Below are 22,478 nucleotides of genomic sequence, written 5' to 3'. Positions count from 1 at the left end.
ATAAAATTTACCTTTAATCTATAACCTCGACTAAACTACCCGTCTTCCCTCCCGGACAAAACTCAATGGTATAATTCACCGCACTTTGGCCATTGTTTGAAGGACAAGTAAAGGTTGAAGCCTTGTCATCATAAGGATAAACGTACGCTGAAGGGCATCCTTGCTTTAGCCATACCAAGCCGGGCAAAACCGCGCCGGAAAGCGTTGCCTGTTTTGTTGAACCGGCACCCCAATTGGAGTTTGGATATTGGCATTGCTGAACAATAGAGGCTTGCGTCGGAATAATAATTCCTTGATCTTGCCAATTGGTGCAACCACAACAAGTTTCATTGACCGTCGAAACATTAAAACAACTAACGGCAGCGCCGCCGGCGCATTTTAAAAGATCGATGATGCTGTTACCAGCGTTACCAATGTTGTTTTCTGTACAATCCACAATGCCTGCCTGATTATATTGATCATTTTTGGCGCATATTTCATTCTGGTTCCAATAGCCAAGAGGGGTACCACAAGTGGTTTGTGCACTATTTTGAGTAATAGCGTCTTGGGTAAGGCCACAGCGAAATTTAGAATTAATTGCCTGGCAAGTCGTATCCTGAGTACATGGCGTGTTATTGTTTGAATCCACCCAACGAAACGCCACGGAAGCAGGCGAGAAGCTCCAACTGCACCCGCCAATACTTCCCGCGTTTGTTACTATTTTGCTAGGACTACCCGCCATAGCGCAAAGATAGGGGTTATTATACTTTTGCGGCGTGCCTTTACTGTTGCCACTAGGATATATGGCAACAGGAAGGGTTAAGCCGTTGATGACAGTAATATCGTAAGTATCGGGTGTAAGGCCAACAAACGTTGCTTCCGCCAGCGTGGAAGGCGCTTCGAAAGACTCTCCCAACTGGCATCCACCCTGACCATCACCAATGCCATTATTATTACAATTGGCCGTTTTGCAGGTCAACTTGTTTTGGGCAAACGTACAACCCGTGCGGCCAGCAAAACCACCGCTCCATAACAAAGTATAACCGTTGACGCCGGAGTTATCTGGCAAAATCAAGCTGTTACTGGCAGGCTTGCCATCGTTTTTATAAGGACTTAGACGATAATGTTTTTGAGCCGCATTTTGAGGTGCCGGAACTGTCCAAAAACAAAGATTATTGGTCGTATCGCATTGAGCGCCAGTGATGCAGTCATTGTCACTATCACAATGAGTACAAGCGGCACTTGTACCGCCGGCAGGAACAGCACACGTCTTTGCATGAGTATTCACGCAATCTGCATCCGCTCTACAAGCTCCTCCTCCACAAAAGCCATTAACGCACGATGAAAACGTATAGGCGGCACACTGCGCATCACTGGTACATGCGATAACGTTTTTATTTTTAGCAGGTGCCGAGGCTGAAGCAGCACCAAGCCAGACGTTAAAAGGACAATAATTTTTAAAGGTGATCACCCGCTGAGTAGACGTAGGAATTGTAATTGGAATTTTAAATGTCTGGGTCGGCTCGGTCTTGCCACGGCCATTGGTTTTGGTAAACATGACCGTCCCAGTGACGGGCCCTTTAACTTTTTTCGTTGTCGTCAGCGTAAGCTGAATGGTAACAGGATGACCGGCTTGAACCCCCACTCCTCCAGATGACACACAGCCATTGTTATTAAAGGATGCGGTGAGTTCTGGATGATTGCTGGTAAATTCGCAGTGCACATCAACAGCACTAGGTAGAGGAACTGTTGTCGTGATGGTATAGACAAGGTCTTGTGAGCTACCAGGCACCATATTTTGAATCACCGCAGGCGTTTCAACTGAAAAAGTTGATGTCGCCGTGACAGGAAAAGCAACACTAAAGCTAATTAAAGTAAAAATAATATAAAGGATATATTTTTTCATGCTTAATGATTCCTATCAGTCTAGGTGTTAAAACAAGTAACTTAAGCCAAACAGCCAAGCTTGCGTTGAAAGAGGCGTTTTCAATGGAGCCTCTAGTGGTACATTCCCACTTGCAGCAGTCACCGCATCACCAAGTTTTGTATATAAATAACGGAAGGATATATCCATGTTTTGTGTCAGCAGCAATTTCAATCCAGCACCCAAATTATAAGCAAATTGATAGTGCGCCCGGCTATCGAGATGAACGCCAGTGCCGCCCACATCTGCTAAGGGATAATCTTGATAAGAAGCGGTGTTGCGCGCATATCCAAATCCGGCTACTGCAAAAGGAAAGAGTCTCCTGCCTAAGGGATGTGCCGTCCATTCGCTGTTCACCATAAACCGCAAACTTTTAATGGGCAAGTGATAGTTATAATTATTAAAGTCAGCATGCTGATATTGCCATACATGACCATTTTGAGTGGTTTTAAAATAAAACAAGTCAAGTCCGGCAGCAATATCATGAAGCACGTGTTGGTTAGAGGAGGGTAATACAAAGCGATAAGCAACGCCACCCCCCCAGCTAAAATCGGTATGCCGGTTATCGTTACGACTGGGATGAAGTGAATCAATTTCATTTATTAGAAACAGCCGCCCAGGGTTTACTTGACTGTTGGTAGCACCAGCATAGAGATTGGCTTGGGGTCCCGAAATCTCCATTCCTGCTAACACAGAGGGTGCAAAAACCAGTAAAACCACTGAAATGAGAATGGTTATATTGTTTGACATCGAGAAAATCCTTTTTATTAAAGCCTAAATATTAACTCCATTTTCCATATCGTATTGCGGATAATGATTGCGAGAAGGGCGAGAGCGTAAATAGGTACGTCCAACAGCAAATAAGTTGTATATTAAAATACACAACAATAAAGTGTGTAGCCAGGTAACTGTTAAACGTGTAAACACAGGCAGAGTGATGAATACCCCAAGGCAACCAGAAAGACTTAAAATCAATGTCTTTTTTAAAGGGATTTTATCGTGCTTAAGAAAAACCATGGTCGTTAGCGGTTGTTGTAAAGCACCTGCTGTGGTCATGATAGGAAAAGCAACCACCGGCGAAACATTCATTAAAAATAAAACACCTTGCACCATGACAAACAGGCCAATGCCCACAGACGTTAACGCACCACAAACAATCATGGCAAAAAATCCAAGAATTAACTTCCCTGAGTGCAATTCTACTACATCTCCACCCATCATCGGCAATAATTGCAACTGATGACATAACAACAAACTGATAATCAGTATAAAACAACACATCATCGCCAGACGAATAGCCTGTTTACTTAAGCGACTGACGACCGTCCCACCAATTAACCCACCAATACAAGTGCCAATGACCAGCGTCAATAAGGTGGTTAAATCCACATCAATAAGTTGCATAAAAAAAAGCGACTCTATCGTTCCTGGAATAACCTGAGCACCATTATTCACCGCCGGCATCTCATCATCACGAAAGGTACCAAGAAGCTTTGCTAAAGCAACATTTACTGCAAAACTGCCAACTCCCAGTGTATCTGCTATAAAAGCAACGATACCGCTAAAGCCAAGTTTAACATATTCCAGGAACGATAATTCAACAGCAGGCTGCCGCCTAACCAGATAAAACATGGCAGCAGCGCAGAATATGGTAAATATTAATATGGCGAGAATAATGCAGGTAATAGCCATTATTTATGCACTCATGCTCGGAACGAAGAAGGTCGAGGCAAAACATCAAGATCAACAGCAAAAGGATTGGGGTTCCAATTGGGATCCTCTTCGGATTTTGCCTCTTCATTTTGTTTTGCTAATTTAAGCTCCTGAGAACGTTGATCTAATAATACTGTTTTCTGGACATAACCAGCCGCCTGATAAGCAGCCAATCCCACTGCCGTACCCGCCACCGTACGAACCGTATCTACAGTAACGGTCCTTGCAACATTGCTAAAAAAACCAAACATCGCGAATCCTTTTAAAGTCCAAGTACAGCCTGAGTTTAGCAGAGGGCGTTTTTATCTAGCAAGTAAAAAGTTTAATTTGTGACCAAAATAAGTAGGTAAATTTACTCACCTTACTAAGGTAAGGTGAGTATTAACCTCAGACAACCGGTGGTCTTCTGGTTGGCTGCTGTTCAGGTTCAGGCATCTCAGTGACACGAGCTCGTTCTTTTGGCGCTGCAAAAAATCCAATAGAAGCCAAAGGTTCGGAACCTAATGCAGCGGAAACACCAGCAACAATAGCAAACGTCAAGCCAGTGCGAGCCATTCTCACTGGAGCTTGTTTTAAAAAGTCCCTGCCAGCTTTCTTGCTTGCCTCAACAAATCCGACCTCCCTAACATACGCCGCTACTTCTCTACCCGCATCAAGAAGCCCTGGTATTTGTAACCTGCCATCTGAACCAAGTCTGGCACGATACAAGACAGAATCTGCATAGTAACTAAATGGATAAGCAAATACAGCAGCCGTCATGCCACTGGCTGCACCAGCAGCAAAATGGCGAGTAGACTCATGACTAAAAGGCATATAACGCGCATACACCCCTTCAACCAAACATAGGGCACTAAAACTAACGAGTCCACCAGAATAGCGCGCAAAAAATCCAGTTGCGGCCATTTGCCTAAAATTGTAGAAATTCATCTTGAAATCATCAGGAATGACATGAAGCTTGTGCAAAAATTCTCTAGTCGCAGGAATCTTGGTTACAGCAAGATCACCAAAAGAAATAGCGCTGACAAGCCCAACTCTTTGGACCACGCCAGAACCACTCACTTCTACCTCTGGTTTAATTTCTTCAACGCCAACTTCAGCAGTCGCTTTTTTAGCACCGGTGACATAAGTTGTGCGAAGACTTGAGCCAACCATACTGGAACCCAACGCCGCATACAAACCTCTTACCGCCGCTAATCTTCCTGCACCTGGACCAACAGGAGCTAATACCGTTCCGTGGCGCATCAAATTAGCCACAATACCATTTAAAGGATTTTGGACCAACGCGATGGCTGTGCTGGTAGTCGCTACGGTAACAACGAAATTAGAAGCCTGCCATCCAAAAGTCGATAAAGTCTCCGGGGAAGGAATATAGTGTCCAATCAGAGATCTTACGGGCAAACTCATTCTTGATGAATCTGTGCTGGCTGAATTTGTACTGGGAGTAACTGGGGTTTCTGTTTCTTTAGGCATTGTTTATTCTTACTATTCATTGTTTCTTTAAGGTGCAGACATAATAACAAATGAACATTAAGGAAATATTAAGAATTTAGAAAAGTGCTTGTTTTCCCAGGGCGATTTCATCAAAGTTTAAAAACCAATCACTTTTTTTAAATAGTGAATAGGTAAGAACCATTGCGCTTGAGTGTCACTTCATCAGAAGAATAATTTATATGGAACATAATGTTCCAATTGGGTTTTCATTTAAATAAGCTCTTGACACACCATATAGAAAACTGTTTAGTAAAAACTATACTAATTTAAAGAGAAAATGTAGAATTGAATACAAATTTAGCATCAGCCGTACTTATTTTAACAACGTTGGGCATTTTACTTGGTTGTGTAGCGCACCCTCATGCTGACCCCGAAGAAAAAATTGCTCGCTCTGTTTATTCCAGCGGCAAGCCCGCCTCTGTTTCATTAATAACCATAAAATCCAATGACCCCCTAGATGATCATTCGGCTTTACTCATCGATGGAAAACAAGCCGTAATATTTGATCCTGCCGGCAGTTTTAAATCTCCCAAAGCAACCAAATACGATTTAATTTATGGTGCGGATCCGTCATTGATGCAGGAATTCATAACCCATTATGTTAATGAAAATCATAATGTTGTTATTCAAACCAAACATGTTTCACCTGAAATAGCAGATGCTTTATTGGGCAAGGTAGAACACCAGAATCCTGTATCTTACGCGCTATGCTCTCATACAATATCTTCGATATTGCATCAAACTACAGGATTTGAACAAGTGAATAAAAAATTACTACCTACGCGCACCATGCAAGAATTTGCAAAATTAACGGGAGTAAATACTATTCTATATGCGTATGGTGAGCCACCTAAAGAAGTTACTCTATAATAGTATCAGCACCGCACCCGAAGAAGAATGCCCGGCATTTTCTAAAATTGACCACCTCTGCTGGCACTAATCCAGCAACAAGAATTTACTTGGTTGACTGCGTTTAAGGTCGCTGTGTTAGAATAAAAATTCTTGACTGCAATATGGGAATTCTATGCCTCTTCGAACATTATTTTTTTTAGTGCTTACTGGTTTGTCACTCACAAGCCATGCAAAGGCAGACATCGTTTTGCAAGACATTCAAGGACAAGAAATTCCATTTTCTTCTCTCAATGGCAAATGGGTGTTTATTAACTATTGGGCCAGCTGGTGTCAGCCATGCGTGGATGAAATTCCAGAATTAAACCGTTTTTATGAAGAAAACAAAACCGGGAATGTAGCCATATTCGGGGTAAATTACGACGCATTGCCGATACGACAACAAAAAATGCTGGTCAAGCAATTTGATATTCGCTATCCCAATTTAAAAAAGATCCTTCAAACCTCCTGCACTTGGGAAACATTAACGGCGTTCCAGTCACGTTTGTATTTAACCCACAAGGAGAATTAAGTCAGACATTATACGGCAGCCAAACGGTTCAAAGTTTAAGCGAGGTCATGACATTAGGATAGACAATTTATTACACGCGATTTAGCGATTATTCAAGGCACTAACCCTCTTGAAACAATCGTTGTTTCTCAGTTGGGCTTATACGAATCAATAAACGCCATCCACCTTCCGGCATTAACTCTTCATGCACCACAGCTGCAAGCTTATATAATTGTGCTCGCAATCGCGCCTCATGAGCACCAAGCTCGATTTCCTCCTCAATAACTGTTCCATGCAACTGTTGCGCGATAGTATCCAGCAACAAATCAAGACCAGCACCAGTGGTGGCCGATAACCATACCTTGCAGCTTTTTTCACTGCAATCGGATTTAGGCTGCCATCCTTCTTGCCGATCAATTTTATTAAATACCTGAATTATTTTGATCTTTTCCGCATTAATTTCTTTTAAAACGTGCTCAACCGCTATCACATGTTCTCGCCAACTTGGATCAGATACGTCAATAATATGCAACAATAAATCAGATTCCTTTATCTCTTCCAGGGTCGCACGGAAAGCATCTACCAATTGATGGGGTAAATCACGAATGAAGCCTACAGTGTCAGCAAGAATAATGGAGGCTGAACCAGGTATATCCAGCTTGCGCATGGTAGGATCAAGCGTTGCAAACAACTGATTTGCTGAATAAAGGTCTGCGCCCGTAAGTGCATTAAATAGCGAGGATTTACCAGCATTGGTGTAACCAACCAGTGAAACCGTTGGCATAGCAGCACGGCGCCTCGCTTGTCGGCTTTGATCGCGGTTACGACGTACCTTTTCCAAACGCTTTTGAATGGTTTTAATCCGCTCACGCAGCAAACGTCTATCCGTTTCTAACTGAGTTTCACCCGGGCCACGCAGACCAATTCCCCCTTTTTGCCGCTCAAGATGGGTCCAGCCGCGTACCAAGCGAGTTGACAAGTGTTGTAACTGCGCCAGTTCAACTTGCAGCTTACCTTCAAACGTTCGGGCTCTCTGCGCAAAAATATCAAGAATCAATCCGGTTCTATCCACCACTCGGCATTGCAACAAACGTTCCAAATTTCGCTCTTGTGAAGGAGAAAGCTCATGGTTTACCAAAACTAACTCTGCCTCATGCGCCAGAATTTGTTGCCGAACTTCTTCGGCTTTACCTTGTCCAATGTAATATTTGGGCTCAGGCGTTGCGCGCGCTCCACGCACATGACTCACCACGTCAGCTTGGGCGGAAGTCGCCAATTCTTCAAATTCTGCCAAGGCAGTATCTGTATCAATCTCTGGAAGAGCCAGCTGCACTAAAACAGCCCGCTCTCCACTTTTTGGACGTTCAAACAAAATAAACTTTCCATTCTTTGAAAAAATAGCTGCCAGTCTGCCATAAATTTATTTTATTCACTAGGGGGCAAGGTCACTGGTCTGGCCGGTACAACTGTGGAAATAGCATGCTTGTAGACCATTTGCGTAATTGAATTTTTTAACATGATGACATGTTCATCAAAACACGCAATAACGCCATGTAATTTAATTCCGTTAACCAGAAAAATGGATACTGGCATTTTTTCCTTAGCTAATTCTTTAAGAAAAGAATCTTGTAATGCATGACTTGAAGACATTGCCCGCTCCTTATAATTGTTATTATTTTAAGGCAACAACACTTATCTCAATCATCGACCTGAAAAAATAAAACTTTAATTCGACTATGACAGTGCAAAATGATTCAGCTATGATTATAGACCCCTATTCAATAAGGAAATTGATATGCAAGAAAAATTGGAAGCATTGTTGAGAGGCCCGCTCACCTCTGAGGAACTGACAGAAAACAGACTCCTGCTGGATGCCTTACCTTCTCGGGAAAAAATTGATATAGCAACACAAATGGTATTGTCTGTTGCCAGTGAATCACTCAGAGCGTTCAATTACGACGTTGAAGCATTAAGACATCCGGAAAAAAATGAAGAAACCTTTCATGAAACCATTTCACAAGCGTTAGAAGTACGTCAACGCCTTGAAAGTATTCTTGACTTACGAAACCGCCATCCTCACCGGCAATTACTGGCTCCCGAATTTAATGTTGATTTATACATTAAATTCTCGTTCTTATGTATTTCTTTAATTGCAGAGCAAGCAGAAAAACTTGCCGCTCGGCTGGCAGAAACAACGCCTTTTGAGCATAAAAGCGAGCTGGCGCGTAATATTAATTTGGCATTTGGCGAACGCAGCCCATTGGCTTTGGCCATCAATGAGGCAATGTTGGCAAGAACATCATCGCCAACAAGAACCCGCCAAGCCATATTCAGCAATAGCACTGTGGCTGCAGAACAACAACCACCAAGTTTTAGCGAAGCCTCTCAATTTAGAGCTTAGACCCATAAAAACACTCCTCTCTTTTAAATAAGAGAGGAGGATTAATCTGCTACAAGCAAAAAAGAGTTGCTCCATGCAATCTTATAATATTAACATTCAATAAGCTTTGTAAATATACGATTCATACAGGCTGTCCCATTAAACAGTCATCATTGTGAACGAAGTGAAACAATCAAGATCAATGCGACCTAAAAACATCGACCTGAATTGCTTCGCTAACGCTCGCAACGACAAATTATGAGTTATTATAATCAATAAAAAACATTGGATGCTCAAAATTCATAATGGGACAGCCTAGCGACTCATAAGGTTTTTATGCCAATTTATAAAGGGATTTTAATACTATTTCTAACATTCCTTGCTGGGTGCCACTCTATTGGCCCCTCGGTTCTTCATAACGATCGCTACTCGTATAATCTGGCATTAGGTGACAGTAAGAATCAAGAATTATTACTTAACATGGTGCGCTTACGCTACGACCATCCACCAGTTATCCTAAGTGTGGGTAATATTTCTGGCAGTACAAAAATACAAAGGGAAGGAAGAATTGAAGCTTATTCAAAATTATTTACACAGCCAACCTCTACTGAAAGTAAATTAGAAGGGACAACCGGACTCATCTACAGTGATAATCCTATCATCAGTTATACCCCTATGGACGATAACGAGTTTCATACTCGCTTTTTATCAGCTCTTAGTTTAAAACATATTGAATTATTGCTTGAATCTTCTTGGAGCATTGCACGGGTATTTCGCGTCACCCTCCAACGGGCTGGTGATGCTATCAATGCCTCTAGCGCTGCACGCCCAACATCCATTCATATGCCCCATTATCGAGAATTTATGGATATGGTCTACGTATTAAGACGTTTACAAATTAATGATGCCTTTATCATTTCTTATCAAACGGATAATCATCGTGAAACCTTAACATTACATCTTAATAAGAAAGCAAAATTAAGCGTCAAAGAAAAACAGATCTTGCGTAAAGCAGGAATAAACCTGTATGAAAATAAAATTATTTTTACAAATTATGAAGCACCTCATGCCACAACCGTAATAACCCGTTCTGTTTTAAGCATTTTGAATTATTTATCCAAAGGCGTCATTGTTCCACAGGAAGATATAGAAAGTCACATTGTCAAAATGACTTATACCCCAGAAGGGAACCTATTTAATTGGCAAAATGCTTTACGGGGCATGATGAAAATTAACTACTGCGAAAAACAACCTGTAAATGCGGCTGTTGCAATCCCTTACATAAATCGGTGGTATTATATTGATAATAGAGACAGCAACTCTAAACAAACATTAATGATGCTTACCAGTATTATCGGGCTGATTTCCAGCCCTGTGCCTCCATCGCCGGTGGGGTTAACTCGTAATACTTAAACACATTCATAAACTCTGCAAATTATGAAGAGGGAAAACGCTTAAATCATGAAAAATGAAGTTAAAGTAGCTTATTTGTTATTCATGCTAGCCGTTATAGGATATCTGTTTAAATTTGCATTAAACGTGTTTTTGGCTCGCCATCTTGCCGCAAGCCTCTATGGTGATTACAGTGTAGCCATAAAAATTCTGAATATATTGGTTACCTTATCTTTATTTGGAACAAACGTCGGCGCAAATCGTTTTTTTGCAAAATATTTGCGTTTAGATAATAAAGCAAGGGCAACCAATTACATAGCGTGGAATATAAAACTACTCAGCCTCACGTTCTTAATAACATTCATCCTTGCCTTTGCAGCATTTGGATTAATGTTATTGTTACATCATCTCGGTATTCGGGACATCAATCGTTATCATTTAGCCATCTATACCTTGTGGTTAGTGCCATTTTCGGCAATAAATACACTTCTAATCAGTTTTTTACTGAGTACAGACCGTATTTTTATTTCATCTATGTTTTCAAATATATTCAAATACTTATTTGAATTAACATTATTTATTATCGTTGTATTATTTATTGATCCAACCCTGAACAATACAAATATTATTCTTGTTTTATTTTTTCGTTTGTTTTATTGTCGACACTGTCCACTTTATCGATGAATAAGGAAGTATTACTAATATTGGAAACAGGGATAAAAAAACTGCTAAAAACTTCTCTGTCACAAATGGACTGGCTGCGAACTTCCTCTCGTTTAATTGCCAATAACATTATTTTTTCAGTGACCTGCACCATCGATTTATTAGCAGTTGAAATATTTTCAAGCAATGAAAGCAACGTAGGATTGTATGCAGCCATTCTTACGATTATTTCTTTCCTTTGGTTAATCCCAACGAACATTTACCAGGGACTCAAACCCAACCTTGCACTCATGCTCAGTGATATTAATAAGCGAAGTGAATTGCAATCTAAATTAAATAGAACCAATCTCGTTGCCTTTATTTTAATTGGTATACAGGGATTTCTAATTATATTTTTTTCCCGAGAGATTCTTTTACATTTTGGACCACATTATATTGCTGCACAGCCTGCGCTCATTATTTTAACGTTAGGTGTTTGTTTTTCTTGCATTGCTCGCATTGCTCCAGTCCTCTTAGTCTACGCCGGCGATGAGCAAATTGTTTTAAAATGGAGTATCGTTGAACTGCTCCTGATGTTTTTATTAGTTATACCCGCTACTTATTATTTTGATATAATAGGCACAGCATCGGCAACAACCGTTGTCCTGATTATCAAGCCGTTTGTTACTATACTGATAGCCCGTAAAACATTAAACTTGCGGCCAATTTCTATCTTTTAGTAAAATTAAAAACAACTTATTTCAGGAAGACTGCATCATAAACAAGGAGAGTTAATGAATAAATGTTATCTCATCATCTTGCTCTTTTCATGGGCACTTTTTATTGATTCGGCATATGCCAATAAAAATAAATTTGTAAGCCATTCTTACAATATTGAATCAATCAATCAGAACATCAGTGATAAAGAATGCCAAGAACTTTATTCTGAACCAATTTATTACACCATTCAAAATGACAAACCGATTTATGAATTAAATCACAAGATTAAGATTATTAATTACCAACGTTTACAAACAACCTTTCTAAATGACAATCAACGGCTTTTTCTAGGAAGACAAACCGTTAGCTTTACTTTAAAAGGTAAAACCCATCAAGTGGAAAACATCCTTTATTTTATTCTGGACAGACGCTCCCATACCACCCAGGGTGGATGGTATAGCCCCGGGTTTTGCAAAGGTAACCTGATTGGCATGGAGTTGGGACTAAATGAGTGGCGTCATCCTGAAACATGATGCAACAAAATTTTATTCTATTAAAATATCTTTCAGGTCTTCGTTTTTATAACGTGTTGTTGCCATTTTATGTCTTGTATGGCCGCTACATAGGCTTAGATTACCAGCAAATTTTTTTGACGCAGACCATTTTCTCACTTACCTTGATTTTGTTGGAATTACCAGCAGGCATATTTGCTGATCTAGTAGGGAGAAGGATTAGTCTTATTTGCGGCAGTATTTGTTATTTAATGGGTGGTTGTAGTTTCGTTTTTTGGCCAACGTTTGTTGGCTTTTCTTTTGCTGAAGGTGCACTCGCCGCAGGTTATGCCTTTTTTTCAGGAAGCGATTCAGCATTACTTTATGAATCAGCTAAAGAATCAAATCAGCTGGAACAATACTTGCACCAGGAATCACAAGTGCATGCCTATGCACGCTTTGGCGAAAGTATTTCGGGTATTACTGGTGGATTTATTGCCACCATCAATATCTTTTTACTGGCCATCATCTCTGCTCTGACGGCAATTCCTCTCATTATTCTAAGCTTTCTCCTCAAAGAACCTACCTCACAAATTAAGCCTCGTTTATTTAAACAAAAACTCATGCGGGGTTTTAAAAAGCAAGGATTACGACTTCATTATTTTCTCTTCAGTAATAAAAATAGGCAAATTCAAGTTATCATTTTATATTCTTCACTGTTAAGCATTATCTCACTTGCTTCATTCTGGCTATTACAAGTCTTTATTAATGAATATCAATTATCATTTATAACCATTGGAATAATTTGGCTATTTTATAATTTACTAGCCGCCATTACCTCCAGTTATGCCGCAAAAATCATTCAATTTTATAAAGAAAAAATATATTTATTATTACCTATTTTTTTACTGATTATGTTGCTGATATTAAGTTCATCGTCAGCTAAATGGCAATTTGTCTTTATTTTATTTGCCGCCTTAACATTTGGCATTAAAATGCCATTTATTTATTTTTTAATGAATCAACGTTTGGCGTCTCCTGCAAGAGCCAGTGTATTAAGCGTTGATTCTCTCATGACTCGTTTATTGTTTAGTGGTTTAGCGGTTCTTTTGGGATATGTTCTTGACCATCAATCTCTACAACAAGCATTCCACGTTTTATTAGTTCCTGCTGTTTTTGCATTATTGCTCGGAGTCTACCTGTTTAAACGGTTTAAATTTGATATATAAAGGTTTACATAATTAAACACACTCTACTATGCTTAAGCTTACCTTCTAACAACTGAAAGGACATAAGAAAATGGATAATGTGCATAAAAAACATCCAAGTATAGACTCTGGCAAATCACAGGTAGGAGAAGCTGCTGGTGAATTGCTTAAAGAAAGCAGAAAACTTGCGCAAGAAATCTATGAGGAAGGATTACATAAAGTTGAAGATGCTCAAAAAAATATTAAAGAATACTCTGATGAATTATTAGAAAAAGTTAGAAAAAATCCGTTGGCGTCTGTATTAATTGCTGCAGGTGTTGGCTTCCTTCTTTCTTCCATTTTAAGAAAATAATGCGCATTGTAGATGAACTGCTAGGTCTTGTTTCCAGTAAACTGGAAATGATAAAACAATCATTGCCATCATGAAACTGGAAACAAGGCTTGCCCGCTTAAGTGTCTTTCCTTTATTGTTAAATTTATGTATGTTGTTTGTGGTTTTAATAACCCTGTGGTGGACAGCCATGTGCATGCTGGGTTATAGCGTTCACTTGCTGTACAACAACACCATCATTGCAATCTCATCCGTTTTATTCCTAAATCTCATTGTATTTATTTTATTGCTTAAATATCTGCAATTTAATGTAAAAAATATGGGATTTACAAAAACAAGGGAAATTCTATTTCAACACAAGGATGGCCATCATCATGAACGCCCGCAAACAAATCATTCTGACGATAACCGAGCTGGATCAAAAATTTCAGCAACAACAGATTAAAGCCAATCAATATAAATGCCATCTACAACAATTAATACAAGAAAATAAATTTATCATCATTACTGGATTATTAACGGCCTTTATTTTAGGTTTTCGAGTAGCCCGTGCAAATCACGCCTTAACACGATTTTGGCAGTTTACACAACTTCTCGTAGCAGTAACCTTAACCAGTGTGAAAAACAAACTATGGCTGGCCCTTATCGACCAAGGTACTTCAAGCGTATTGAGATATTTCTTACATAAGAATCAGACGAAATCACCATGACACACTCTGTGAAAAAGTTATACTTAGATCACAGGGAACGACAAGGATTGTCTGACAAGAAGTCAACAAGGACCGGCACGCTGGAAAATGCTTTACCGCAAGGATGCGGTTTTTAGGCCTTAAGGATATCATACGTCAATATTTTCAGCTTCTAAAGCATTTGCCTCGATAAATTCTCGTCTTGGCTCAACTTGATCACCCATCAACGTAGTAAAAATTTCATCCGCCGCCACAGCATCCTCAATAGTCACTTGCATCATTCGTCGAACTTCCGGATCCATTGTGGTTTCCCATAATTGCTCAGGATTCATTTCACCCAAGCCTTTATATCTTTGGATGGTTAGGCCACGCTTTGCTTCCTCCATGAGCCAATCAAGTGCCTGTTCAAAATGTTCAACCGCATGAACCTTATCACCGCGTTTGATATACGCACCTTCATCAATAAGGGCACGCAAATGATTACCAATGTGTGTCAACTCCTTATAATCTTTAGACAGGAACAAATCCGTATTAAGAACTAATGCCTGATTCATGCCATGTTGATTAACAAGTACGCGTGGCAAATAATGATCGTTTACCTGATCATGGATAAAATCCACAGAAAATTTTTGTGACTTGGAATCCACTTGCAACAAACTCATATGAAGCTGCTTAACCCAATTACCCACTGTGGCTTGATTATTAAGATCATCTTGTTGAAGCATCGGTAAATAAGAAATGCGTTTTAATACGTCTGGATGGTAACGTCTGGAGTAACGTTTAATTATTTTTTCCATTCGACGAACTTGATGTACCAATTTTTCCAAAGCTTCTGCGGTTATTGCTGGGGCACCACTTGCCGGATAAAATGCCGCGCCATCTAAGGCATTTTGTGTTAAATAATCATAAAGCGCATCATCGTCTTTAACGTAACGTTCCTGTTTTCCACTTTTTACCTTATAAAGAGGTGGTTGAGCGATATAAATGTAACCCCGTCCAATAAGTTCTGGCATTTGACGATAAAAGAAAGTCAATAACAATGTACGAATATGAGAACCATCGACATCCGCATCCGTCATGATGATGATGCGATGATAGCGGATTTTGTCAGGGTTATACTCATCGGAACCAATACCACATCCCAATGCAGTAATTAGCGTTGCAACCTCTTGGGAAGACAGCATTTTGTCAAAACGTGCTTTTTCAACATTAAGAATTTTACCTTTCAGTGGCAAAATGGCTTGGAATTTTCTATCACGACCTTGTTTAGCCGAACCACCTGCTGAATCACCCTCAACAATGTATAATTCAGAAAGAGCTGGATCTTTTTCCTGACAATCAGCCAATTTTCCTGGAAGACCAGCAACATCCAAAGCACCCTTACGCCGCGTCATATCTCTAGCTCGTCTTGCTGCCTCTCTGGCTCGTGCTGCCTCAATCATCTTACTAACAATTGCCTTGGCAACGGCTGGATTTTCCAATAAGAAATCATTGAATTTTTCTGCAACCAGAGATTCAACTGCGGCTTTTACTTCTGAAGAAACAAGCTTGTCTTTTGTTTGCGATGAAAACTTTGGATCGGATACTTTGACCGACAAAACAGCCGTTAGACCTTCACGAGCATCGTCTCCAATCGTGGTTATTTTTGCTTTTTTTGCAAATCCTTCGTTTTCTATGTAATGGTTCAAAGTACGCGTTAACGCGCTACGAAAACCAGCCAAATGCGTACCACCATCTCTTTGTGGAATATTGTTGGTAAAACAGAAAATATTTTCCTGATAAGAATCATTCCATTGCATGGCAAGTTCCACAACCACTTGATCTTTCTCGCCACTCATTGAAAATACAACAGGAATAACAGGATTCTTGTTACGATTCAAATGCTCAACAAACGCTTTAATACCACCTTCATAGCGAAAAGTATCCTGCTTATTTGTACGTTCATCCAACAAATGGATGCAAACGCCAGAATTAAGAAAGGACAACTCGCGCAGACGCTTGGCTAAAATATCATAATGAAATTCAATATTAGTAAACGTGTTAGGACTTGGCTTAAACCAAATTTCCGTACCGGTACCTTCAGCTTCACCAGTGATTGCTAAAGGAGCATCTGGTTCACCATTTCGATAATGCTGCTCATGCACTTTTCCTCCACGACGAATTAATAAATGCAATTCATCCGAGAGCGCATTAACAACAGAAACTCCCACCCCATGCAATCCACCTGAAACTTTATAGGAATTATCATCAAATTTACCACCAGCGTGCAAAACCGTCATGATGACTTCTGCTGCTGAGCGACCTTCTTCCTTATGAATATCAACAGGGATGCCGCGACCATCATCTTTTACAGTAATGGCCTCGTCTGCATGAATAGTAACGTGTATTTCTTTACAATAACCAGCAAGCGCTTCATCAATGGCATTATCCACCACTTCAAATACCATATGGTGAAGTCCTGTGCCATCATCCGTATCACCAATATACATCCCAGGACGTTTTCTTACGGCATCCAATCCTTTTAATACTTTAATATTGGTTGAATCATAGCTGGTATCAACACTACTCATGAGCCATCCTCTGCCTAAAATAAAGGCCAAAATGCAAATTATACCACTATTCAAGCTTGGTTTGTACGTCAGATTTTCAATACTACGAGCCAAATCATTTTTTACAAAAATATCTATGACAACCAGGATTTTTATCAACAACCTGAAGAATAGAAACCATTTAGGTATCATTATCTTAATATTTTTTACCTAGTCCCTATTTCATTAATCTTTACGTAACTCCCCACGTCATCCCGAGTGCAGCGAGGGATCTGCCTGCAGTGGCACAATTTTTAAAGTAGCGATGGATACAAATCGTTCTATTCAGGATTCAATGCATTAATCAAATCATGCTTCTTTTTTCGAGACCACCCTTTGATTTGTTTTTCTCGCTCAATAGCCATGACGATGCCTGAACAAACTTCAAAATAAACCAGTCGATCCACATTGTATTTTTGGGTAAATCCAGCCACCAGTTTATTTTTGTGTTCATAAACACGGCGTATCAAATCATTGGTAACACCGGTATACAAAACATTATTGTGTTTATTGGTCAGAAGGTAAACGCAAGACTCCGTACGCATATACTATTCCTTGCTCTGTTGGACTGTATTGTTATCTCAGATTCCTGATAACACAGGGATAGTACCAGAAAATATAGATTGGATGGAACTGATAATGCTTAATCCTTGTTTACGGATCGTACTGATAAATCCTCGGATACGAGCAAATTGTTCAGCGCCTTGAGCGGTCCGAAAACCACCGGATATTTTTTGTTTGCATTTCATCATTCGTAAATCACGCTCAGCATCATTATTGGTAAATGGAACTGCCAGATCATGAAGAAACCGTAATACGAATAACTTCACCGTATTGGACAGGAGCAAGAACACCTGCAGGAAATGCTGCTGTTATCGTTTTATTACAGCACTCGCAATATTTTACTTCAGCCTGATGTTCCGTGACTTCAATTTTGGGTGGTGGAATATCAAAAACCTGGCGCTTCACAATTCCAATCACCGGCGTTGAAAGTAATGAACCATAACAATCCGGGCATGTTAGCAATACATGGTTTTTGACAATATCTGGTGATTTAATCTGTTTTAACGTTTCGCCCTTGTGGCCTTTTGGCCACCACTGTTACGTTTCCCATTTTCACGTAGTGATGTCGTACGGCGTAGTTTGCCTAACCCGTCACTTGACGGGGGCTTTGAGCTGTTGCTGCTATTCTTGTTCAGTCGTTTTTCCAGCTCTGCTATTTGTGCAGCTTGCTGTTCTACGATTTTTTCCAGTTCAGCAATCTTTGCCAAAAGCGTTGTGATGATTTGTTCATGGTCTTTCATGCAGCTATTTGATCATAACCGCATAATTTTTCAAGTGTTTTTTACATTAATTTAATACCTGCCAGTTGCTGGAGATCCCTCGCTGCACTCGGGATGACGTGGGGAGTTACATCTTTACAAACATTCACCTGAAATCATCCATTATGACCATTATTTATACTTGCCAAAATTTTAAATGCTTCTGTTAATATCAATGAATTATTCTAGTAGGCATGTGTTTCACGTGAAACACATTGAATTTGGCCTTGCTCTAAAGAATAAACCATCATGCTTCCCACGGTTTCCAATCGTTGTACATAATTTTTATCCGTAACAGTAAACAGAAACTGTCCTTTGATTTTCTCTAGACAACGCAACAAACGTTGTAAATGTGTTTCATCTAATTCCGCAAAAATATCATCAAATAAATAAATGCATGGCTTTTGTAATAAATGCGCTTGAGCCAATTTTAATGCGGTTAAAATAATTTTTTGCTGGCCGCGTGATAATAAATATTTTGCTTTAATGGTGGATGAACAATCAAAAACAAAATCAGCCTGATGAGCTCCTGATTGAGTGTATTGACGTTGACAATCACTGGCGAATTGTTCTGTCAGAATTTGTTGCAATTCTTTACCTTGATTACGCCTGTCCCATCCTTTTTCATAATGTATTTTACAAGAGATATCCGTTAAACCAGAAAGAAAATGCTGAAATACTTCTACCCACTGTGCAAAATAATCAGAGCGCATTCTATCAAGCTCATGAGACAAATCGACTAGTAATTTATCCCAAGGAACAAATTGTTGACGATTGGCTTTCTGCTTCAATAAAGCATTACGCTGTTTAAGCACTCGACGATATTCTTTCCATACACCATGATAGGATTGTTTCACGTGAAACAATCCCCAATCCATAATATTACGACGTACAGATGGACCTGCATCAATAATATAAAAAATATCCTGATAAAAAACCTGGCAGGGCAAAAATCGAGCGAGCTCGCTGCTATTGCGGCAAGGTTGTTGATTGAGCTTAACGATGGTTGAACCCGCCAGGGATTTTTGCATACTGATAGATTCATCCATATGAGTTTTTGCAAACAACGTTAATGCTTTTTCCTCATGTTGTATCAAAGGAGAAATTTCACGAGTCCGAAATGAATGCCCAGTTCCAAGCAAATAAATAGCTTCCAACATGGAGGTTTTTCCACTGCCATTTGCACCATAAAAAACATTCATTCGCGGATGAAACGCAAGCCGGGCAAACCGTATGTTACGTAAATGATGCACATGCAATTCGGTGAGAATCATAAGAATAATTTCTGCATATTTGCAACTGGAAAGAAATTCCTCTTATATTAACAGAGCCAAACACGCTTGCCATTGAAAGTTTCAGTGATTTCTTATTTTTAATCTTAAAAAAATCAGGCCTGACTTAGAGTCAGGTTGAGCTATAATAGGATAAACTTATCAGCATCGTACAAAAATGAATGACATGACGGACCGTTCGTGCACAACTTTAGACAGTTTCCTTACGACGAACATGCTAACATTGATTAGATTTTCATCGGCATAATGATGTATTTATAATGATCATCCTGCATCGATTCAACAAGAATACTACTATCAGCATTTGTCATTGATAAACGTAACAGGCCTTCTTCTACATGATTCAGCACATCTAATAAATAACTGGCATTAATACCTATTTTTAATTCACCACCTTGTGTTTGTGCTTCCACTGTTTCAATGGCTTCTTCTTGTTCCTGATTATTAGCAATTAAAGTCAATTGAGCTTCTTGCACATGCAACAAAACAGCCCTTGATTTTTCATGAGCTAAGATAACAATACGGGAAAGAGCACGCCGCAATAAATCACGTTCCACAATCACTTGTTTATCCTGATTTCTTGGAATGGCCTTAGCATAGGGAGGAAAACGTGCTTCAATTAATTTAGATACAAAAGAATATTGACTTGCAATCAAGCGAAAATGATTTTTCCCTACAGAAAGAGATAATTGCTCATCAGAAATGTTATTAAGCAATCGTAATATTTCTTGCACGCCTTTGCGGGGAATTAAAAGACGATGATGTGTATTTACAGTCTGGCAAGGGAGCCGGCATATTGCCATCCGATGACCATCGGTTGCAACCGCTGTGATGAATTGATTATCCAATTCTAATAACAATCCATTTAAAAAAACTCGAACATCTTGCTGCGACATGGCAAAATGTGTTGATTGCAACAAACGAATCAAATGGCTCCTTGACAGAGAAAACTCTACCTCGCTATGTTCTTCTTCACTATTAGGATAATTTTCCGCAGGCAGTGTAGCCAGCTTAAACAAGCTGCGTCCTTCCTTAATGGTCAGTATTTTACTATCACAAGAAACAGTTGGATTGGCATCCTCATTTAGTGAACGGATAATATCAACCATCTTTTTAGCTGGGACGGTAATAGAGCCGGCACCTTGCAAGGGAGTACAAGAAATAATAGCCGTAATTTCTATTTCTAAATCAGTAGCCGTCAATAAAAGTTGTTGATCCGTTTGCTTAAGTAATACATTGGATAAAATTGCAAGTGATTGTTTTTTATCAACAGCACCAGCCACTGTTAATAATGGGGTCAGCAACTGCTGTTTACTGATATTGAATTCAAACATAACGAGTCTCAAATCAAGAAGATAAAGTGCGCATTAAATTTTTGTAATCCTCAGCAAAATCGCCGGCTTCCTGCACCAACTCCTTAACTTTACGGCAGGCATGAATGACGGTGGTATGATCGCGACCACCAAAATGATCGCCTATTTCGGGAAGACTGTGATTAGTAAGTTCTTTTGCCAATGCCATTGCCATTTGTCTTGGTCTGGCAATAGAGCGGCTACGCCGTTTAGATAATAAATCTGCTACTTTAACTTTATAATACTCAGCCACCGTCTTTTGGATGTTTTCAATAGTGACCAATTTATCCTGCAATGCCAAAAGATCACGCAATGCATCATTTACAAATTCAATCGTAATAGGTTTACCGGTAAAATGAGCATTAGCAATAACACGTCGCAAAGCCCCTTCGAGCTCACGAACATTTGAGCGTATACGCTTAGCTATAAAAAAAGCAACTTCATAAGGTAACTCAATATTAGCAAGCTCTGCCTTACTGATTAAAATAGCCACTCGCGTTTCAAGTTCCGGTGGCTCAACAGCAACAGTTAACCCCCATCCGAAGCGGGATTTTAAACGCTCTTCCACTCCTTCAATTTCTTTAGGATAACGATCACTTGTCAAAATAATTTGCTGCTGCCCTTCAAGTAAGGCATTAAAAGTATGAAAAAATTCCTCCTGAGAACGATCCTTGCCAGCAAAAAATTGAATATCGTCGATAAGCAAGGCGTTCAAAGAACGATAAAATCGTTTAAATTCATTAATGGCATTGGTTTGCAATGCTTTGACCATATCTGCCACAAATCGCTCTGAATGTAAGTATAATACCTTCGCTTCAGGATTATTTTTTAAAATACTATTACCTATGGCATGCATTAAATGAGTTTTACCCAAACCGACACCACCATAAATAAATAAAGGATTGTAAGCGTCCCCGGGTCTTTCAGCCACTTGCAGTGCTGCAGCTTTTGCCAGTTGGTTTGAATTTCCTTCAACAAAGCTATCAAACAAAAACTTTTTATTGAGGTAAGTGTTTTTATAATGATCGGTTGTTTTCTTTGGAGAAGATTTAACGGCAGAAGCCTCTTTTATGACAGGTTCATCAATAACGGCGGGCTTCACGGTTTTACTACCAATCTCGATGCTAACCAATTTAATGTCATCTGCACTTAATTGACCAACTAATTCCTTGATGCGGGAATAAAAATGTTTTTTGACCCAGTCTACTACAAAGCGATTAGGAGCAAGTAATACCAGAGTGCTTTCTTCTGCTTCAGCTTGTAAGGGACGTAACCACGTATTGAATTGCTGAGCCGGGTATTCTTCTTGTAAATGCTCTAAACATTTCTGCCAAACATTCGCAGACACAGATAACTCCTAAAAATTTTTTCTACACTTTCCTGCAAATAATATCCATAAAGAATGCAAATACCACATTAGATAGTGCCATCGATCATACCTTGAGGGCAAGAAAAAACAACGTAGATTATTTAGAATACATCATCAATTATTTTCATAGAAAAGTAAGACGAGGATGGATAAAAAATCGACATTATTAATTTAACTTATTGATTTTTATATTTTC

The 22,478-nt window shown here is 39.5% G+C and carries 24 protein-coding genes and 2 pseudogenes; 10 read left to right on the top strand and 16 right to left on the bottom strand.

Going from position 1 to position 22,478, the window contains the following annotated elements:
• Positions 1 to 13: 13 nt before the first annotated feature.
• From LOA_RS00125 to LOA_RS00105, 5 genes are all read right to left on the bottom strand, one after another.
• Positions 14 to 1,885 carry a thaumatin family protein gene (locus LOA_RS00125; RefSeq protein ID WP_025384626.1) on the bottom strand — a complete coding sequence of 624 codons (1,872 nt, stop codon included), beginning with the start codon at positions 1,883 to 1,885 and terminating at the stop codon, positions 14 to 16.
• Between the two features lie 27 nt (positions 1,886 to 1,912).
• Positions 1,913 to 2,653 (bottom strand): outer membrane protein, encoded by a 741-nt coding sequence (locus LOA_RS00120; protein WP_025384625.1) that lies wholly within the window; start codon positions 2,651 to 2,653, stop codon positions 1,913 to 1,915.
• Positions 2,654 to 2,677: 24 nt separating this feature from the next.
• Positions 2,678 to 3,595: a TSUP family transporter gene (locus tag LOA_RS00115; protein WP_025384624.1), complete on the bottom strand. Its 918-nt coding sequence runs from the start codon at positions 3,593 to 3,595 to the stop codon at positions 2,678 to 2,680.
• Positions 3,596 to 3,606: 11 nt separating this feature from the next.
• Entirely contained in the window at positions 3,607 to 3,867 is a 261-nt protein-coding gene (locus LOA_RS00110) for a hypothetical protein (RefSeq protein WP_025384623.1), read from the bottom strand.
• A gap of 136 nt (positions 3,868 to 4,003) precedes the next feature.
• On the bottom strand, positions 4,004 to 5,086 hold the full coding sequence (locus LOA_RS00105) for a hypothetical protein (protein ID WP_025384622.1): 1,083 nt from the start codon (positions 5,084 to 5,086) through the stop codon (positions 4,004 to 4,006).
• Positions 5,087 to 5,392: 306 nt separating this feature from the next.
• Between LOA_RS00105 and LOA_RS00100 the strand changes: the two genes are divergently transcribed.
• Together LOA_RS00100 and LOA_RS00095 are read left to right on the top strand one after the other, a co-directional pair.
• On the top strand, positions 5,393 to 5,977 hold the full coding sequence (locus LOA_RS00100) for a hypothetical protein (RefSeq protein WP_025384621.1): 585 nt from the start codon (positions 5,393 to 5,395) through the stop codon (positions 5,975 to 5,977).
• A 154-nt stretch (positions 5,978 to 6,131) separates the two neighbouring features.
• Positions 6,132 to 6,527 carry a TlpA disulfide reductase family protein gene (locus LOA_RS00095; RefSeq protein WP_238551274.1) on the top strand — a complete coding sequence of 132 codons (396 nt, stop codon included), beginning with the start codon at positions 6,132 to 6,134 and terminating at the stop codon, positions 6,525 to 6,527.
• 100 nt (positions 6,528 to 6,627) lie between these two features.
• Here the strand turns inward: LOA_RS00095 and hflX are convergent, their stop codons facing one another.
• Positions 6,628 to 7,878 (bottom strand): ribosome rescue GTPase HflX, encoded by a 1,251-nt coding sequence (hflX, locus tag LOA_RS00090; RefSeq protein ID WP_025384620.1) that lies wholly within the window; start codon positions 7,876 to 7,878, stop codon positions 6,628 to 6,630.
• Positions 7,879 to 7,931: 53 nt separating this feature from the next.
• Entirely contained in the window at positions 7,932 to 8,156 is a 225-nt protein-coding gene (gene hfq, locus LOA_RS00085) for an RNA chaperone Hfq (RefSeq protein ID WP_035892069.1), read from the bottom strand.
• A gap of 145 nt (positions 8,157 to 8,301) precedes the next feature.
• Between hfq and LOA_RS00080 the strand changes: the two genes are divergently transcribed.
• The 8 genes from LOA_RS00080 to LOA_RS00040 all read left to right on the top strand — a co-directional run bounded on the left by LOA_RS00080 (position 8,302) and on the right by LOA_RS00040 (position 14,380).
• Positions 8,302 to 8,907 carry a hypothetical protein gene (locus LOA_RS00080; RefSeq protein WP_025384619.1) on the top strand — a complete coding sequence of 202 codons (606 nt, stop codon included), beginning with the start codon at positions 8,302 to 8,304 and terminating at the stop codon, positions 8,905 to 8,907.
• A gap of 315 nt (positions 8,908 to 9,222) precedes the next feature.
• On the top strand, positions 9,223 to 10,299 hold the full coding sequence (locus tag LOA_RS00075; RefSeq protein WP_025384618.1) for a hypothetical protein: 1,077 nt from the start codon (positions 9,223 to 9,225) through the stop codon (positions 10,297 to 10,299).
• Between the two features lie 48 nt (positions 10,300 to 10,347).
• Positions 10,348 to 10,962 (top strand): MATE family efflux transporter, encoded by a 615-nt coding sequence (locus tag LOA_RS00070; protein ID WP_025384617.1) that lies wholly within the window; start codon positions 10,348 to 10,350, stop codon positions 10,960 to 10,962.
• On the top strand, positions 10,959 to 11,660 hold the full coding sequence (locus LOA_RS00065; protein ID WP_148294836.1) for a lipopolysaccharide biosynthesis protein: 702 nt from the start codon (positions 10,959 to 10,961) through the stop codon (positions 11,658 to 11,660). Before LOA_RS00070 ends, LOA_RS00065 begins: the two co-directional genes overlap by 4 nt.
• A gap of 54 nt (positions 11,661 to 11,714) precedes the next feature.
• Complete coding sequence (locus LOA_RS00060) at positions 11,715 to 12,173, top strand: hypothetical protein (protein WP_025384615.1); 459 nt, start codon at positions 11,715 to 11,717, stop codon at positions 12,171 to 12,173.
• A complete protein-coding gene (locus LOA_RS00055) occupies positions 12,170 to 13,360 on the top strand; it encodes an MFS transporter (RefSeq protein WP_025384614.1) in 1,191 nt (396 codons plus the stop codon). Before LOA_RS00060 ends, LOA_RS00055 begins: the two co-directional genes overlap by 4 nt.
• Before the next feature lie 70 nt (positions 13,361 to 13,430).
• Complete coding sequence (locus LOA_RS00050) at positions 13,431 to 13,691, top strand: ElaB/YgaM/YqjD family protein (protein ID WP_025384613.1); 261 nt, start codon at positions 13,431 to 13,433, stop codon at positions 13,689 to 13,691.
• 353 nt (positions 13,692 to 14,044) lie between these two features.
• The gene (locus tag LOA_RS00040; protein ID WP_118996598.1) at positions 14,045 to 14,380 is read left to right on the top strand and encodes a hypothetical protein; all 336 of its coding nucleotides are present in this window, start codon (positions 14,045 to 14,047) and stop codon (positions 14,378 to 14,380) included.
• 128 nt (positions 14,381 to 14,508) lie between these two features.
• Here the strand turns inward: LOA_RS00040 and gyrB are convergent, their stop codons facing one another.
• From gyrB to dnaA, 9 genes and pseudogenes are all read right to left on the bottom strand, one after another.
• Positions 14,509 to 16,929, bottom strand: coding sequence for a DNA topoisomerase (ATP-hydrolyzing) subunit B (gyrB, locus tag LOA_RS00035; RefSeq protein ID WP_025384610.1), 2,421 nt, complete (start codon positions 16,927 to 16,929; stop codon positions 14,509 to 14,511).
• A gap of 299 nt (positions 16,930 to 17,228) precedes the next feature.
• The gene (locus LOA_RS00030; protein WP_042238576.1) at positions 17,229 to 17,492 is read right to left on the bottom strand and encodes a GIY-YIG nuclease family protein; all 264 of its coding nucleotides are present in this window, start codon (positions 17,490 to 17,492) and stop codon (positions 17,229 to 17,231) included.
• Positions 17,493 to 17,528: 36 nt separating this feature from the next.
• Positions 17,529 to 17,765, bottom strand: a pseudogene (locus LOA_RS00025) (IS66 family transposase); the annotation flags it as partial.
• Entirely contained in the window at positions 17,746 to 17,973 is a 228-nt protein-coding gene (locus LOA_RS13975; protein ID WP_274544606.1) for an IS66 family transposase zinc-finger binding domain-containing protein, read from the bottom strand. The gene LOA_RS13975 and the pseudogene LOA_RS00025, both read right to left, overlap by 20 nt.
• 38 nt (positions 17,974 to 18,011) lie before the next feature.
• A complete protein-coding gene (locus tag LOA_RS13445) occupies positions 18,012 to 18,251 on the bottom strand; it encodes a DUF6444 domain-containing protein (protein WP_025384608.1) in 240 nt (79 codons plus the stop codon).
• A 203-nt stretch (positions 18,252 to 18,454) separates the two neighbouring features.
• Positions 18,455 to 19,543, bottom strand: coding sequence for a DNA replication/repair protein RecF (gene recF / locus LOA_RS00015; protein WP_025384607.1), 1,089 nt, complete (start codon positions 19,541 to 19,543; stop codon positions 18,455 to 18,457).
• Positions 19,544 to 19,683: 140 nt separating this feature from the next.
• A pseudogene (locus LOA_RS16085) lies at positions 19,684 to 19,758 on the bottom strand (hypothetical protein); the annotation flags it as partial.
• 30 nt (positions 19,759 to 19,788) lie between these two features.
• Entirely contained in the window at positions 19,789 to 20,895 is a 1,107-nt protein-coding gene (gene dnaN, locus LOA_RS00010) for a DNA polymerase III subunit beta (protein WP_025384606.1), read from the bottom strand.
• Positions 20,896 to 20,908: 13 nt separating this feature from the next.
• Entirely contained in the window at positions 20,909 to 22,261 is a 1,353-nt protein-coding gene (gene dnaA / locus LOA_RS00005; protein WP_025384605.1) for a chromosomal replication initiator protein DnaA, read from the bottom strand.
• Positions 22,262 to 22,478 lie beyond the last annotated feature (217 nt).

This window comes from Legionella oakridgensis ATCC 33761 = DSM 21215 (assembly GCF_000512355.1).
Lineage (GTDB): Bacteria > Pseudomonadota > Gammaproteobacteria > Legionellales > Legionellaceae > Legionella_A > Legionella_A oakridgensis.
Note: the sequence above shows the minus strand (reverse complement) of the source record. Positions and strands in the feature narration are given on the sequence as shown.

Coding starts and splice junctions, on each gene's coding strand:
- LOA_RS00125 (WP_025384626.1), bottom strand. CDS start 1,885: ATGAAAAAATATATCCTTTATATTATTTTTACTTTAATTAGCTTTAGT.
- LOA_RS00120 (WP_025384625.1), bottom strand. CDS start 2,653: ATGTCAAACAATATAACCATTCTCATTTCAGTGGTTTTACTGGTTTTT.
- LOA_RS00115 (WP_025384624.1), bottom strand. CDS start 3,595: ATGGCTATTACCTGCATTATTCTCGCCATATTAATATTTACCATATTC.
- LOA_RS00110 (WP_025384623.1), bottom strand. CDS start 3,867: ATGTTTGGTTTTTTTAGCAATGTTGCAAGGACCGTTACTGTAGATACG.
- LOA_RS00105 (WP_025384622.1), bottom strand. CDS start 5,086: ATGCCTAAAGAAACAGAAACCCCAGTTACTCCCAGTACAAATTCAGCC.
- LOA_RS00095 (WP_238551274.1), top strand. CDS start 6,132: ATGCCTCTTCGAACATTATTTTTTTTAGTGCTTACTGGTTTGTCACTC.
- hfq (WP_035892069.1), bottom strand. CDS start 8,156: ATGTCTTCAAGTCATGCATTACAAGATTCTTTTCTTAAAGAATTAGCT.
- LOA_RS00080 (WP_025384619.1), top strand. CDS start 8,302: ATGCAAGAAAAATTGGAAGCATTGTTGAGAGGCCCGCTCACCTCTGAG.
- LOA_RS00075 (WP_025384618.1), top strand. CDS start 9,223: ATGCCAATTTATAAAGGGATTTTAATACTATTTCTAACATTCCTTGCT.
- LOA_RS00070 (WP_025384617.1), top strand. CDS start 10,348: ATGAAAAATGAAGTTAAAGTAGCTTATTTGTTATTCATGCTAGCCGTT.
- LOA_RS00065 (WP_148294836.1), top strand. CDS start 10,959: ATGAATAAGGAAGTATTACTAATATTGGAAACAGGGATAAAAAAACTG.
- LOA_RS00060 (WP_025384615.1), top strand. CDS start 11,715: ATGAATAAATGTTATCTCATCATCTTGCTCTTTTCATGGGCACTTTTT.
- LOA_RS00055 (WP_025384614.1), top strand. CDS start 12,170: ATGATGCAACAAAATTTTATTCTATTAAAATATCTTTCAGGTCTTCGT.
- LOA_RS00050 (WP_025384613.1), top strand. CDS start 13,431: ATGGATAATGTGCATAAAAAACATCCAAGTATAGACTCTGGCAAATCA.
- LOA_RS00040 (WP_118996598.1), top strand. CDS start 14,045: ATGAACGCCCGCAAACAAATCATTCTGACGATAACCGAGCTGGATCAA.
- gyrB (WP_025384610.1), bottom strand. CDS start 16,929: ATGAGTAGTGTTGATACCAGCTATGATTCAACCAATATTAAAGTATTA.
- LOA_RS00030 (WP_042238576.1), bottom strand. CDS start 17,492: ATGCGTACGGAGTCTTGCGTTTACCTTCTGACCAATAAACACAATAAT.
- LOA_RS13445 (WP_025384608.1), bottom strand. CDS start 18,251: ATGAAAGACCATGAACAAATCATCACAACGCTTTTGGCAAAGATTGCT.
- recF (WP_025384607.1), bottom strand. CDS start 19,543: ATGATTCTCACCGAATTGCATGTGCATCATTTACGTAACATACGGTTT.
- dnaN (WP_025384606.1), bottom strand. CDS start 20,895: ATGTTTGAATTCAATATCAGTAAACAGCAGTTGCTGACCCCATTATTA.